Annotated in this window: 12 protein-coding genes; 6 read left to right on the top strand and 6 right to left on the bottom strand. The window is 49.7% G+C overall.

Annotated elements, in window-relative coordinates:
- Positions 1–24: 24 nt before the first annotated feature.
- From DEV76_RS06215 to DEV76_RS06195, 5 genes are all read right to left on the bottom strand, one after another.
- Positions 25–2,964: a M16 family metallopeptidase gene (locus DEV76_RS06215; RefSeq protein WP_109696698.1), complete on the bottom strand. Its 2,940-nt coding sequence runs from the start codon at positions 2,962–2,964 to the stop codon at positions 25–27.
- An 87-nt stretch (positions 2,965–3,051) separates the two neighbouring features.
- The gene (locus DEV76_RS06210) at positions 3,052–3,390 is read right to left on the bottom strand and encodes a hypothetical protein (protein ID WP_157962748.1); all 339 of its coding nucleotides are present in this window, start codon (positions 3,388–3,390) and stop codon (positions 3,052–3,054) included.
- Positions 3,391–3,512: 122 nt separating this feature from the next.
- The gene (locus DEV76_RS06205; RefSeq protein WP_109696190.1) at positions 3,513–4,448 is read right to left on the bottom strand and encodes an outer membrane beta-barrel protein; all 936 of its coding nucleotides are present in this window, start codon (positions 4,446–4,448) and stop codon (positions 3,513–3,515) included.
- A 33-nt stretch (positions 4,449–4,481) separates the two neighbouring features.
- Positions 4,482–5,534: an anti-sigma factor family protein gene (locus DEV76_RS06200; protein WP_109696188.1), complete on the bottom strand. Its 1,053-nt coding sequence runs from the start codon at positions 5,532–5,534 to the stop codon at positions 4,482–4,484.
- Between the two features lie 25 nt (positions 5,535–5,559).
- The gene (locus DEV76_RS06195; RefSeq protein ID WP_109696186.1) at positions 5,560–6,045 is read right to left on the bottom strand and encodes an RNA polymerase sigma factor; all 486 of its coding nucleotides are present in this window, start codon (positions 6,043–6,045) and stop codon (positions 5,560–5,562) included.
- A 380-nt stretch (positions 6,046–6,425) separates the two neighbouring features.
- On the opposite strand from DEV76_RS06195, the gene kbl reads away from it, so the two are divergent.
- The 5 genes from kbl to DEV76_RS06170 all read left to right on the top strand — a co-directional run bounded on the left by kbl (position 6,426) and on the right by DEV76_RS06170 (position 11,559).
- Positions 6,426–7,628, top strand: coding sequence for a glycine C-acetyltransferase (gene kbl, locus DEV76_RS06190; protein WP_109696185.1), 1,203 nt, complete (start codon positions 6,426–6,428; stop codon positions 7,626–7,628).
- Between the two features lie 394 nt (positions 7,629–8,022).
- Positions 8,023–8,787: a penicillin-binding transpeptidase domain-containing protein gene (locus DEV76_RS06185; protein ID WP_109696183.1), complete on the top strand. Its 765-nt coding sequence runs from the start codon at positions 8,023–8,025 to the stop codon at positions 8,785–8,787.
- Positions 8,788–8,895: 108 nt separating this feature from the next.
- Entirely contained in the window at positions 8,896–9,939 is a 1,044-nt protein-coding gene (locus DEV76_RS06180; protein WP_109696181.1) for a VWA domain-containing protein, read from the top strand.
- The gene (locus tag DEV76_RS06175; protein ID WP_109696179.1) at positions 9,936–10,694 is read left to right on the top strand and encodes a tetratricopeptide repeat protein; all 759 of its coding nucleotides are present in this window, start codon (positions 9,936–9,938) and stop codon (positions 10,692–10,694) included. The genes DEV76_RS06180 and DEV76_RS06175 overlap by 4 nt, the downstream gene beginning before the upstream one ends.
- Before the next feature lie 28 nt (positions 10,695–10,722).
- Positions 10,723–11,559, top strand: a complete 837-nt coding sequence (locus DEV76_RS06170) for a YitT family protein (RefSeq protein ID WP_109696178.1) — start codon at positions 10,723–10,725, stop codon at positions 11,557–11,559.
- A gap of 521 nt (positions 11,560–12,080) precedes the next feature.
- On the opposite strand, the gene DEV76_RS06165 is transcribed toward DEV76_RS06170, so the two are convergent.
- The gene (locus DEV76_RS06165; protein WP_157962747.1) at positions 12,081–12,947 is read right to left on the bottom strand and encodes a helix-turn-helix domain-containing protein; all 867 of its coding nucleotides are present in this window, start codon (positions 12,945–12,947) and stop codon (positions 12,081–12,083) included.
- 245 nt (positions 12,948–13,192) lie between these two features.
- Between DEV76_RS06165 and ispG the strand changes: the two genes are divergently transcribed.
- A complete protein-coding gene (gene ispG, locus DEV76_RS06160) occupies positions 13,193–15,130 on the top strand; it encodes a (E)-4-hydroxy-3-methylbut-2-enyl-diphosphate synthase (RefSeq protein WP_109696174.1) in 1,938 nt (645 codons plus the stop codon).
- The last annotated feature ends 101 nt before the right edge of the window (positions 15,131–15,231 follow it).

Raw genomic sequence — 15,231 nt, 5'->3', positions numbered from 1 at the left:
CAAGTCATTTAATATCAATGCGGATCAATATCCAAAAATTTCTTCGAGAGAAAGTTTCTGTACTTCTCCGTATTTCTTCAGATCGTCGGCCGCCAGTTTTTTCTCAGAGGCCACAATGCAATAAGTGTACGGCTTACCCGACACTTCCTGCTGGTGAAGCTGCTTCAGGTCGTTGAACTGCAGTTGCGCTGCGCGTTCGTAAACCGATTTGCGGATGTCTGTATCAAGGCCGAGCTTCCGGGCATTGATGTAATTGAACACGATTCCGTCCTGCGTAATGCGTTCGGTTTCTATGCCTTTGCGCATGCTGCTGCGGGCAGTTTCGAAGGCCTTATCAGACTCAGGAAGCGTGGTCAGCAATTCATTCATGCCCACAATCGCATCGTTGATCTTATCGGCCTGGCTGCCAACATAAGCGAGCATCGAATAATGGTCGTTCTTCTTTGCAGGCGAGGCGTAATAAGCGTAGGTGGAATAAGCCAGTGCTTTGGATTCGCGGATGGTCTGGAATACGATAGATCCCATTCCATAACCAAAATAGTTATTATACAAATCCACTACAGCTGTCCGGGAAGGATCGTAAGTATCGGTGTTGCGTACCCAGCTTACTTCGGCCTGCACCATATCATAATCGGCAAACAGTACTTTGTTGCCTGCGCTTACTGTACGGGTAAACTGAGTAGCGGGCTTAGCTTCTTTGAAAGTAGCGGGTTGCCTGTGCAGGCGTGCCACGGATGAAGACACATCCGCCTGGGAAGCGGGTCCGTAGTAAATCACACTATGCCGGTAGTTCGCCAGGTCGTGCAACTGCTGCACCAGTCCCGCGGCCGTAAGCCCCTTCAGCTCATCGTTGGAAAGCTGCGAATTGAAAGGGTTCTTAGCGCCATAGGTGGCGTAGCTGCGCAAACCGGTAAGGATAGACGATTTGTTCAGCTTATTGTCTGCACGGGTTTTGAACAGTCGGTTTTTCAACCCGGCGAGCACCTGTTCGTCGGCCTTACACTGGGAAAGCAGGTGATCGAATAGTTCTACTGCTTTATCGAAGTTTTCCTGGAGACCGGAAATGGTGATGGTAGTTTCCTCATTGCCCACATTTGTGCTGAAGTTGCAGGCGATCTGGTAAAACTGTTTGCTGATCTCTTCGGAAGAATATTTATCGGTACCCGTTAATTTCAGGTATTCAAGTGCGGTTGCCAGCTGGCGGTCGGCAAAGTTCCCCATGTCAAACCGGTAATGGAGGCGGAAGAGGCTGTTGTCTTTGTTTTGTACATACAGCAGTTCTGCAGGACCGGCTTTACCATTCTGGATATCTTTCTGAAAGTCGAGCCAGAGGGGTTTTACCGGTGTCTCAGGCATGTCTGCCACCTTCTTGAGGAAATCGGATTGTGCATCGCGGTTTACGGCTACCGGGGTAATGGGTGGTTTCTCTACTTTCTCGATGTTCTTGTCTTCGCCTTTGCGCTTATAGAGCAAAACGTAATTGTTGTTGAGGAAGCGGGCGGCGAAATCGGTGATGTCTTTTTTAGTAACCTTACTCATGGCATCTATCATACCCACATCATAATTCCAGTTTTTACCCTTGTGCTTGATAAATGCATCCATGAGTGTATTGGCACGAGTCTCATTGCTTTCGAGGCCCTGTATCTCATCGAGCTTGATGTTGTTCACAATGGCTTTGATGAGGGATTCATCGAAGTCGCCATTGCGGAGCGCTGTGAGTTGAGAAACGAGGAGTTCTTTCACTTCATCGAGCGACTGATCCTGCTTGGCGCGGCCATTAAGCGTGAAAACGGAGTAGTCTTTCCAGGGGTACAGGCTGATGGAGGCGCGGAGTACTTTCTGTTGTTTGTTCAGATTGAGATCGAGCAGACCGGCTTTGCCGTTGGAAAGTACATAAGCTACCACGTTAAGCAATACAGTATTGCGGGTATCGTTAGATCCTGGCATGCGGAAGGCCATGCTGATATTCTCGGCATCCGGCCCGTAAACCTCTTTTACAATAGGCTGGGCAATAGGCGCCTCCTTAGGACCGGTGTATTCCGTAACCGGTTTGGGCTTCATGTAGCTGAAAGCCGCATCTACTTTTTTGATCACGTAATCCGGATCAAAGTCCCCGGCAAAGATGACCGACATATTGTTCGGCACATAATACTTGTTGTAGAACTTGCGGATCTCGATCAGTGAGGGGTTCCGCAGGTGTTCTACGGTACCAATGGTGGATTGCTGCCCGTAGTTATGGGTGGGGAAGAGGGTGGAAAGGGTGGTTTCGTATACTTTTCTGCCATCGTTATCCAGCCCGCGGTTCTTTTCTTCATATACGGCTTCAAGCTCGGTATGGAAGATGCGGAATTGGGGATCGCGGAAGCGCTCTGCCTGAACGGCGAGGAATTTATCGATGGCGGTGGAGGGAATATCTTCCTGGTACACGGTTTCCTCTACCCAGGTGTGGGCGTTGGTATTCTGCGCACCCATATTGGTCATCATTTTATCGTACTCGTTGGCGATAGCAAATGTAGCGGCAATGCCGGATACGCTGTCTATCTGCCGGTAGATGACCTTTCGTTTGGCTTCGTCGGTAGTGTGATTATAGGTGTCGTAGAGTTTCTCGATTTTGTCGAGATAAGGCTTTTCTTTCGCCCAGTCGAGGCTCCCGTATTTGGAAGTGCCTTTGAAGAGGAGGTGTTCAAGATAGTGAGCAAGTCCTGTGTGTGTAACAGGATCGCTGTTGGATCCGGCCCTGACGCCTATCAGCGTTTGGATGCGGGGATCTTTCTTGTTAACACTGAGAATAACGGAAAGTCCGTTGGGAAGGGTGTAGAACCGGGCCTGCATTGGATCGCCCGGGATGTAGCGGTACTTGTAGCCACCGGATTGTGCCTCTTTCCAGGCGGGTGGAGCGCTTTGCGAAAAGGCTGCCTGGCACAGCAGAGTTGCGGATACCAGGAGCAGAAACATTTTTCTCATAAGGCGGTTGGTTGTTTTATCCGCCAAATATAACGAACCCTCAGCCATGCAGGCATGGCTTATCCGGAAAATTTCCGCTCGAAAGGATTACTGGAACAAAACGTTGGTTGCCATCACCTTCCGGCGCTTTTCAGGGCTCTGGGTGGTCAGGAAAACGGTGTCCGTTTTCACATACAACACATGATAGTGATCGGTAACGTACAGATTGTGGGCCTGATGCTCGTGAAAAATGCTATCGGGCATATACACCAATTCCTCTGTGGCTTCGGGAGCCGGAAGGGCCGGGGCACTGCCTGGGATCTTTACGGATGCGGATGCATCATCGCCTGTGCGGGTGACATTCGGGGTATCCGGTAATTTCAGATTACTCGCGTGCATCGTCACTATTCCGCCTACCACTGCAAGAAACATTAGGATAGAACGCATACTTCTCTACTTTTTGGGAGTTTTATTCAGTTTTATAGGATACATTCTTCAGGCTTGCTTGCCATAAAACCTGAAGAAACCAAGTTTCCGTGATTCTGATTAATCGGGTCCAAAATTACAACTTAGAATCCGTTAAACCTAAAACCAACTGAAAATGGATACTGCTCGAGCCCGTAATCATGGAGGGGGGTCAGGGCGAAATTGCTATAAAGTTTGATGGGTCCGTAACCAATTTCTCCGGTTAGCCCAAAACGCCATTTATTCAGGCTAAACTCGTCGGTCAACCGTACTTTACCTCTCTCCTCGCTTACCTGCTTGGTGCGTGCCTTCAACAGATACCCGCCGGATACGCCCATGCTCATCTTAAAAGAGCGGTTTGGCCTGGCAGGATTGCCTGTGTAATTCAGCATCAATGGAACGGTCAGATATTGTACAAACAACTTGTTCTTTGAAAAGTTCACCGTATCACGAATGATCGTGGTCGGGTAACCCGGTACATAGCTGATGTTACGGGCAAAACGATAGTTGTTCATTTCCAGTCCGGCCGCATAAATGAGGTTAAACTTATGTTTATACAGGTTCAGCCGCTGCATCAGGATCCAGAGGTTGAAATTCACCGATTTACCCGGCATTAATTTGAACTCTGAAAGCGATAAAGGCTGGCTGGCCATCCGCGGAGCAAAGTTATTGAGGGCGGCACCCGAATAATCAAAGCTTTTACCATAGTAATTGGGGCTTGCGTAGGTTGTTCCCAGGAAGCTGGAGTTACTGGCTGCAGGATGGAGAGACATTACCATGGCGCCACCGTAATCGCTCCGGTCGCGGTAATTGTTAAAGCCGAGGTCGAACACCAGCCATCGGGTGTGCAGGTTCTTTTTAAGCTTTTGCCGGGCATAAGCCGTATCCTGGTAAGCCCGGAACACGTTCTTCCCATCGGCATTGCGGCCTTTGATGATCACCAGCCCCTTGATCTGAATGGTGTCGATCGCCTGTTTCTGCGCCAGGGCGGCGGAGCAGACGAAGACCAGTAAGCAACTGAGTAAAATTTTATACTTCATATATCTATCCCGTTTTACCGGTTAGTTGAATCACTATCTGTTATTACGTTTCTTGGCGAAAAGCCTCGCCACATTGGTGACTTTATCGAGCACTTTACTTTCAATACCATTGCCCGTTACTGACATAATGAGCTCTCCGGGAGGCTCGGCAGGAGGGGCGGTAGCAAGTGAAGCAGTATGCTGTACATCGATGGATGTTTTAACGGGGGCGGTTGCCTGTTCACGGATTCCGGTAACACTGGAAGTGATCCCTGCGCTAACCACCGGAGCTTCCTGCCGGGGGGCGGAACGCTCAATCGTGGTCAATGAGGCAAGTGCATTGTTTGATACCGGTTCGGAAGCCTGATTTCCGGTAACCGGAGCTTCGTTTGTAGCAGTACGGTTGTCAGCTGCGGGTAAATTCTTCGTCGGGGAAGTTTTGGCTGTGGCAGCCTCACGCTTTGCGGTTGTTGCTTCCGCTAAGGCTGCAACATCCACATTTTCTGTAGGAGTAACCGGCGTAACGGTTGCAGGCTGAGCAGCAGGTGGGGCAGGCTGAACCTTTGCCATGGGAGCGGGAAGAATAACGGCCGTATCATCCGGCTGAAAGGCATTGCGCAGCAGGAAGAGAGAACCGGCGAGCATTGCAGCTGCGGCCCACCAGTAACGGCGGTCCATCCGTACCACTTTCTGCTTTTCTGCATGGCGGTAAAGCCCGCTCTTATCACCGTAAGTAACGGACATATCAGCCTGCAGGCGTGTTTTTTCCCAAACTGCTAGTTCTGCCCGGAGGGCAGGGTGCTCTTCCATAAACGCTTCCAAAGCGCGTACTTCAGCAGGTGCCAGTTCACCATCAATGTATTCGAGTAACACGGAAGCGTAGTTCCTTTCCGGGGCAGCAGGCTGCCGGTAAAGGGCTGCCTTTCCATCGAATATGGGGTTATCAGGAGTGAGTTTAACAGCCAGCAGCTGATCCAGCTCGGCACGAACCTGGGGGTGGGTGGCCACGAAAGCTTCCAGTGCCGCAGATTCTTCGGCATTCAGCTCCCCGTCTACATAACTGTAGAGAAACTCCTCGTAATTTGATATGTGAATGTCTATTGACATAAGATCCTGATTTTGAATACCTTTACTAAATCACGTTTTCCATTTTCACCAGATATTCCTTGAGATGCGCCCTGGCCCGGTGGAGATAAACTTTCACCTGTGAGGCATTCAGTTGCATGATCTCTCCTATCTCTTCGTAACTATACCCTTCGTAGTCCTTCAGCAGGATGAGCGATCGTTGAACGTCGCTCAGCCGGTCGAGGGCTTTTTCTATGATTGCCCGTGCGTTATGTATCTTCTGATCGGTAATTTTTGCTTCTTCCCGGAACTCTTCTACAAGCGAAACGCGCTTCACCTTGCGTACATGATCAATCATATTATGGTACGCAACGGTAAACAGATAGCTTTTGGCCTTATCAAAAGGCACATCACTAACGTGCTTCCATAATATTTCGAATGCGTTCTGTACCACGTCCCTGGCATCTTCGGCATGCCCCAGGTTCTTCACGATGAAACGGAAGAGATTATCGCTGTACAGATCCACGCATTTGTTGTACTCCTTTTCCGTCATCCGGCGATAGGTTCTTTAGCGTGCTAAGTTCCGACAAATTGTTGAATAGTGCTGTTTCCCGGTTTACTCCCGGCAGCTCTCCAGCCCTATGACAATTCTATCGTATGCACGAAGAACCAACGCCCTTTTGCCCGTTTTACCCGACGCAAAGCGCCCTAAAGGGTAAAAAACCGTCAATAAGCCCGCCGGAAACCTCAGCAAACAGTTCGTCTCGTCATAATCCAACCGTCTGTGATAATTATATGACGCAAACCGTGTTTTAAATGTTACACCTCCGTCAAACTTTTTGCTCCCCAACCGATTCCCCCTTTCTACCATTCCGATCCTCAATACATTTATTGCCCTAACTTTGTTAGATAGAGCTAAAAATAAGGTGCAACATGAATCAGAACTTTGTCAATCGTTTAAAACTGGAACTGGATGAGATCGAAAACGCCGGCCTTTACAAGCGGGAAAGGATCATCACTTCCGAGCAGGGCGCCGAAATCACCGTGGGTGGCAATACCGTCATCAACCTCTGCGCTAATAACTATCTCGGACTGTCGTCCCACCCGAAAGTGGTAGCCGCCGCCCGTGAAGCCATTGATACCCATGGGTATGGCATGAGCAGTGTAAGGTTCATCTGTGGCACCCAGGACATTCACCGGGAGCTGGAAGAGAAGATCTCCAAATTCCTCGGAACGGAAGACACTATTCTGTATGTAGCCGCCTTCGACGCCAACGGCGGGGTATTTGAACCCCTCTTCGGCGAACAGGATGCCATCATCTCCGATGCACTCAACCACGCTTCCATCATCGACGGGGTGCGCCTCTGCAAAGCACAGCGCTTCCGTTACGAACATAATAACATGGCCGATCTGGAAGCTAAACTCCAGGAAGCACAGGGCTGCCGCAGCCGTATTATCGTTACCGACGGCTCCTTCTCAATGGATGGTACCATTGCCCAGCTCGACAAAATCTGCGACCTGGCCGATAAATACGACGCTATTGTAATGAGCGACGAATCCCATTCCAGCGGCTTCCTCGGCAAAACCGGGCGCGGCACCCACGAATACCGTGGTGTAATGGGCAGGGTGGATATTATTACCGGCACCCTCGGCAAGGCACTTGGTGGTGCTTCCGGCGGTTTCACCAGCGGCCCCAAAGCCGTGATCGACATTCTGCGCCAGCGCAGCCGTCCGTACCTCTTCTCCAACTCAGTGGCTCCCAGCATTGTAGGGGCATCTATCGCCGTACTGGATATGCTGAGCGAAACAACAGAGCTGCGCGACAAGCTGGAGTTTAACACTAAATACTTCCGTGAAAAGATAACGGCGGCAGGTTTCGACATCAAACCTGGCGATCACCCCATTGTTCCCGTAATGTTGTATGACGCCAAGCTGAGCCAGCAATTCGCTGACAAACTGCTGGCCGAAGGCATTTACGTGATCGGGTTCTTTTATCCTGTGGTGCCGAAAGGCCAGGCGCGCATCCGTGTGCAGCTGAGTGCAGCTCATACCAAGGAGCATCTCGATAAGGCAATTGCTGCATTTACGAAGATCGGTAAGGAACTGGGTGTATTGAAATCAGTTGAAACAGTATAATATTTGATATCTATATCAACCTCAAAGGCGGCTTCGGCCGTCTTTTTTTATGATGCTAAGTTCCGGTAATTCAGGGCTCCTGATATCCGGCACTCATCTTTCCATAATACCTTAACGATGAAACTTCCCGGTATTGCTGTTACATTTTGAGTACGGTTACAGCGCGCCTGGCATACAGTTACAGCGCGATTAGAATACGATTAGAGCGCGATTAGAATACAATTTAAGTTTCCTTCCTGCACCTGGTATTTTGCTTAAAACAACTTCACCAGCCAATGCGAACCCTTTTCCTGCAGATTTCCCTACCCGCCTCCTGAATTCCTGATATGCATCAGCCCCGCTTTTCCACCCGAAACCTTACTTTTGCATTCACTGAATAAAAATTTACCGCTTGATGAAACGAATCGGCCTTTTCCTGATCGCCGCCACCCTCGGGTTCGGTGCATGTACGCCCAACAACGTGAAAGACGCGAAAGAGTGGCAGCAACACTTTGTAAAACATAAGCTGGAAGGCTGCTTTATGGTGTTTGATAACGGCCAGGGTACTTTCCGGGTTTACAATATCGAGCGCGCCAAAGAGCGTTTTACACCGGCCGGGGCATTTGAGCCGTTCCTTTCCATTACCGGCCTGCAAACCGGCGCCATCAGCGATACCAATATGATTTCTGCCGGAGAGCCTTTCCGCCAGGCATTCCGCAATTCTTCCCTCCCCGCCTTCCAGGAAGTGGCACGCAACATAGGGAAAGATACCCTCCAACGGTGGATGGATACCGTAGGCTTCGGGAACCGCAAAATATCCCGGGTAGATACCTTCTGGCTCGACAACTCGCTGCAGATCAGTCCTGATGAGATGCTCGGCTTCACCAAACAGCTCTATTTCAACCAGTTGCCTTACCAGCGGCGCGCGCAGGAACTCACTGCAGGCCTCATGATCATGGAAAAAACGGATAAATACATTTTTGCCTGGAAAGCAGGCGAAGGCAAATCCGGCAGTAAAAGAATCGGCTGGATGACCGGCTGGATCGAGGAGAACCGCCACCCCTCCTTCTTTGTACTCAATTTCGAGACGGAAGACCCTTCTGCCGATCTCAAAACACTGGGAATGGAGCTTACCCGCAACATCCTTACCAGCGAAGGATTCTACAAGGGAGAAAAATAGGGTGTTAAAAAACTGGTAAAACCTTGCTATAAGCACTTGTAATACGTTATAAAAAAATTATTTTTGAAGCACTTCCCGGCCTTTGCCCGGGAAGTGGCGTTTTAAAACATGTTACGGTTCCAACATACAGAGTATTTGTGGGCGTTTGCCCTCCTCATCGTACTGGCGCTTGCGTTTGTATGGGTTTCCTGGTGGAAGCGCCGGTCTATCCGCCGGATAGGTGATCCCGGAATGGTGGAGAAACTCTTCAGCGGATATTCACGCAAGCTTTTCATCCTGAAGTTTATCCTCATCTTCCTCGCCTTCTTTTTCGGTGTCATCGGCCTGGCCAATCTCCAGAAAGGCAGCCGGGTAGAAAAGATCACCCGGAAAGGGGTAGATGTGATCATTGCGCTGGACGTGAGTAAAAGCATGCTTGCCACCGATGCCAAGCCCGACAGGCTTACCCGGGCCAAGCAGCTCATCACCAAACTAATGGAGCAGATGGATAACGACCGTATCGGTATGGTCGTGTTTGCCGGCAATGCTTACCTGCAAATGCCGCTGACCGTAGACTATTCCGCCGCCCGCATGTTCCTCGGCAGCATTACGCCCGACCTCATCCCCCGCCAGGGTACCGAAATAGGTGAAGCCATCCGCGTGAGCGACGAAGCATTCAATAAAAAAGAACGTAAACATAAAGCCCTCATCATTATTTCTGATGGGGAAGATCATCAGGCCGGCGCCTCCGCCGAAGCCAAAAAAGCGCTTGAAAACGGTGTAGTAATTTACACCGTAGGCATTGGCTCCCCTACCGGCTCTCCCCTGCCCGATCCGGAAACCGGGGGTATGAAAAAAGACAATGAGGGTAATACCGTAATCTCTAAACTCAACGAAGAAGAGCTGAAAAAGATCGCTTCCACAGGTAAAGGCATGTATCTGCACCTGCTGAACAACACCGATGAAGTGGTGGAAGCCCTCTCCGACCGGATCGATAAAATGGAACAGAAAGAGTTCGGAGAAAACGTGTTCACTGACTACAATAGTTATTTCCAATATTTCCTCGGTATCTGCCTGGTGCTGCTTGTACTGGAGTTCTTCATCCCTGAAGGAACCACCCGTAAAAGCAATGCCAACAATCTGCCCGGGATACAAAAAGCGGAGGCCGCATGAAAAAGAACTTCCTCCATACCATAAGCTTTATTGCTACCGTTACCCTGGCTACTGCCCTCCCGGCGGCCGCACAGGAAGGCTCTTCCAAATTGATCCGCCAGGGCAACGCCCAATATAAAAAGCAACAATACGCCGACGCGGAAGCCAGCTATAAAAAAGCGCTTGAGCGTAATGGTAAATCAATGGAAGGTAACTTCAACCTCGGCAACTCCCTCTACGAGCAAAAGCGCTACGAAGCTGCACGCCAGCAATACGCTAACGCCATTAAAACACCTACCAGGAAAGAAAATGCTGCAGATGCTTCTTATAACATTGGCAACACTTTCATGGAAGACAAAAAATGGGATGAAAGTATCCAATCTTATAAAAAAGCCCTCAAAGCCAATCCGGCCGACGAACAGGCCCGTTACAACCTCGCTTATGCGCAGGAAATGCTGAAGAAGCAACAGCAGCAACAAGGCGGCGGTAAAGACAATAAAGAACAAAAAGACAAGGATAAAAAGCAGGACAAACAGGATCAGCAGAATAAAGACAAACAGGACAAGCAAGACCAGAAGGACAAAAAAGACCAGCAGGACCAGAAGGATCAGAAAGACGAAAAAGAGCAGCAACAACCCAAGCCCAAACCCAGCAAACTGTCGCAGGAAGAAGCCCAGCGCCTGTTACAGGCATTAGCCCAGCAGGAGAAGAAACTCCAGGAAGATAAAATGAAGAAGACCAAGGGCACGCCCGTGGGGGTGGAAAAGGACTGGTAATGTCCGGCCGTCCCTGTACCTTTGCGGCATGAAACTGCACGCCAGGAACATTTTCCTGATCATACTGGGATCATTCATATTTGCCATCGGCATCAACTTTCTTGCTATACCCAGCCAGCTCTCCGAAGGCGGGGTTATCGGTATTTCCATATTAACGCATTACATGTGGGGCTGGTCGGCCGGGGCTGTAAACCTCGCCATGAATGCCGTGCTGATGATAGTAGGCTGGCGACTTCTTAACCGCCGCACCATCATCTACACCCTGATGTCCATTTTCTTTTGTTCCCTTTTCCTTTACCTCACAGAGGGCAACAGGCAGCCTCCTACACAGGATCCTTTGTTAGCAGCCATCTTCGCAGGTTTACTCGTTGGTATTGGCCTGGGGCTCGTATTCCTCAGTGGCGGCACTACCGGCGGCGCTTCCATTGTAGCGCGTGTGCTAAACAAATACTTCGGCTGGACGCTTGGCAATGCCATCCTTATGTTCGACGTAGTGGTGATCACTGCCGGTATTTTCATGATCGGCATCGAGCGTACCATGTATACTTTCATTGCCGTATATATCGGCGCCAGAGTGGTGGATTTTATTGTGGATGGCTTCAATACCAAACGTGCAGTTACTATCATTTCTCCCTTCTCCGCTATCATCGCTGAAAAAATCACCCACAATATGAACCGCGGCGCTACCGTGCTACATGGCCATGGCGCATATACGAAGGATCCCAAGGAAGTGCTCTATGTCATCATCGGCAAGCAGGAATTGATGGAACTTAAACGAGTGGTGGCAGACGTGGATGCCGAAGCGTTTATGGTTATTCACGAAGTCCACGAGGTACTGGGCCGTGGTTTCTCTATCGGAAAATAAATTTCCCCATTAGATTTTCATCTCCTTTTTACTGACCATCCGGGGCATTTGTGCCAACCGGCCGACCTCTCTTTGTATTCATCCATCCTTCATCGAACCTTCATCCATCCTCCATCCAACCTTCATCAAACCCTTGCTGTGGCTGAACATGGATGGAGGATGGATGGAGGATGGCAGCAGGATGTCAGCAGGCATTGTTCAGTAATCCTTCAGTGAACCTTCGGTGATCCTTCAGTCAAACACCCTCAAACCTGTACCACCACTGAACACCACTGAAGGATCACTGAAGGATGGCAGGAGGATGGCAGTAAGTATGACCGATATGACATTTCTTGAGAGAGTGCGCCAGGAAATAAACAAAAGCCGCCCTGGTCGTAGGGCGGCTTTTTAGCTTACTTTCCTTTCCAAATGAAAAAAAACGCGCCTGAAACGCGTTATAATGCATGGTTTCCGTTTAACGGCATGTAAAAATAGCTCCGTATTTCTCCCCGGTGTTTGGACAAAAAGACAATTTCGTTGTATTATTTGAACACCGATTCCCGGAATTCGTGTGGTGAAATGCCTGCATGATGACGGAAAAACCGGCTGAAATAGGCAGGATCTTCAAAACCCAGTTCATAACATATCTCCTTTACATTGCGGTTGCTGAACGCCAGCTGCCGTTTCGCTTCCAGAATAAGGCGGGCGTGTACCATATCCGTCACGGTTTTATTGATCGCTTCTTTGGCAATTTCATTTAACCGCTTGGCTGTCAGCGAGAAATGTGCAGCATAAAACCCCGCCTGATGCTCCTGCCGGAAGTTTTTCTCCACCAGCCGCCGCAATTGAATGATCCGTGCGTCGTGATTATGTACGTCCGGACTGTTCGCAGCGTTATGCTTCTTTTCCCGCTCCGCCAGCAATAAAAAAGCATTCAGGTAATGTTTGATCACACTCGTACTGCTCCCCTCTATCTGCACCGATTGCTCGGATTGCATAAGTGAAATAATTTTTCCGAGAGATTCTGCCGCCGGATGACTGATATGGATAGGGGCATATTCCTGTGAATCATCAAAAAGCGTGGTAAAATCGTATAAGGTTTGGCGTTCGTGCTTATTTTCCCAGTAAAACTGTTCGGTAAAAGTGATGCTGTATCCAAAAAAGCCCGATTTAGGCAATTGATGCACCTGCCCGGGACGAAGGAGGAAAAGGATATTATCTCCCAGCTCATACTTCACAAAATCCACAACATGATCACCACTGCCTTTCGTGAACCAGAGAATCTGGAAAGCATGATGACGATGCGGGACACCGGCAAATTCCGATTGGAAATTCTCCATTTCGAAAACGCTGAACTGCCCTTTAAGTGGAAGCTGCTGGTAGGGTATGGTATCCACAGTATTGTTCAAAATGAATGACAGGTTATTGATTGTCAGGCCCGTAGACGAAATGGTAATTCGCCGGTTACAAACAGGGCGGTTGCTAAACGTGCTAAAACTAGGCAAATTATCCTGCGAGGGCTTTACCGCTCATATAAAATAACAAAATGCACCGGTAGCTTGAACGGGGAATTATTTGCTAATTTTGAATTCGCTTCTCCAGGGAGGCACAGATTACATTACAATCGTTTATAAAGGATCAACATCAAGCATTCATGCAATTATATTGCCCGTCATTGACGAAATACGAAAGACTGGCCACTTTGGAAGTAAAAGTGGGCGACCTCATCATCGGTAATAACCACCCGATCCGCATACAAACGATGACCACCACCGATACAATGGACACGATGGGCACCGTGGAACAGTCTATCCGCTGCATTGAAGCCGGTGCAGAGCTGGTGCGGATCACAGCCCCCAGTATCAAGGAAGCGCAGAACCTGCTGCCCATCAAAAATGAGCTGCGGAAACGCGGATATACCACCCCGCTGGTAGCCGATATCCACTTTACACCCAATGCCGCCGAAGTGGCCGCCCGCATCGTTGAAAAGGTGCGTGTGAACCCCGGTAACTATATCGACAAGAAGAAATTCGAACTGCTGGAATATACAGATGCAGAATACCTGGAGGAGATCGACCGCATCCGCGACCGCTTCACCCCCCTCGTAAACATCTGCAAAGAATACGGGACCGCTATGCGCATTGGTACCAACCACGGCTCTCTCAGCGACCGTATCATGAGCCGGTATGGCGATACTCCCATGGGTATGGTGGAAAGCGCAATGGAGTTCCTTCGAATCGCAGAAGATCTGCATTACCGCAACATCGTATTGAGCATGAAAGCCAGCAATCCGCAGGTAATGGTACAGGCTTACAGGCTGCTAGTAAGCACCATGCAGCAGGAACTTGGCCATTGCTACCCGCTCCACCTCGGTGTTACCGAAGCGGGCGACGGGGAAGATGGCCGCATCAAATCGGCCGCAGGCATCGGTACCTTGCTGGAAGATGGAGTGGGCGATACAATCCGTGTATCCCTTACCGAAGATCCTGAGCTTGAGTTACCCGTGTGCCGCGATCTGTTGCGCAGGTACAGCCAACGTGCCGGCCATGCACCCATTACACCCATAGCTGATCCTGAAAAGCTCCCCTACTCTCCTTTCCAGTTTACAAAACGCGAATCTGCAGCTATTGGCAATATTGGCGGGAAGCAGGTACCTGTTGTGGTGGCAGATCTCAGGCACATCAGCGCCATCACCCCTAAAGATCTTGAAGCAGTAGGCTACCAGTATGATGAAGCCACCGACAAATGGAACATCAGCGATGGTGCCGCAGATTACATTTACACGGCTGATCAAATACTCCCATTTGCGCTGCCCGGCACATTACAGGTTATCACCGGTTACGAAACCTGGCAATCAGCAGAAGATAAATCGAAATACCATCCTTACTTCCAGGATATCGCATCACTCGCAAACACGCCGGCCAGTCTGCGTTTTGTACAGGTAGATGCGGCACAATACAGTGAAGGGCTCCTGGCGTCACTGAAAGGCCTTCCAGACAATGTAGTCCCTGTAATTGCCTCCGGCAATGCTCACGCAATGGCATCGGTCCGCCGGTTGCTGATAGGGATGATGGAGCAAAAGATAACCCTGCCGGTTATACTTCAGAGCAACAGTACCCTGCAAAACGCAGACGAAGATCTTATCCATTTCTCAACTGAAACCGGCGCTCTGCTGCTAGATGGTTTCGGAGATGGACTGTGGCTCACTGCGGCAGAGGGATCATCTTCCCCGGCAACTATCAACAATGTGGCGTTCGGCATCCTCCAGGCCACCCGCTCGCGTATTTCCAAAACCGAATATATCTCCTGCCCCTCCTGTGGCCGTACCCTGTTCGACCTACAGGAAACCACTGCACGCATCCGCGCGGTAACCAACCACCTGAAAGGTGTAAAAATCGCCATTATGGGGTGTATCGTAAACGGTCCGGGTGAAATGGCCGATGCAGATTTCGGGTATGTAGGCAGCGGAGTGGGAAAAATTACGCTGTACCGAGGGAAAGAAGTTGTGAAACGGGGCCTTAGCAGCGATGTAGCCGTTACGGAACTCATCAACCTCATTCGCGATAACGGGATGTGGGTTGATGTGAAATAATACCTCCAACATCTTTGCAAAATAAAAAAGGGCCCTGGCTTAGCCGGGGCCCTAAAACTGTAACTGGGGTTAACTGAACAGTGTGTACCTTAACTTTCTGA

It is taken from the genome of Chitinophaga deserti, assembly GCF_003149455.1.
Taxonomy (GTDB): domain Bacteria; phylum Bacteroidota; class Bacteroidia; order Chitinophagales; family Chitinophagaceae; genus Chitinophaga; species Chitinophaga deserti.
This window is presented reverse-complemented; position numbering and strand designations above follow the sequence as displayed.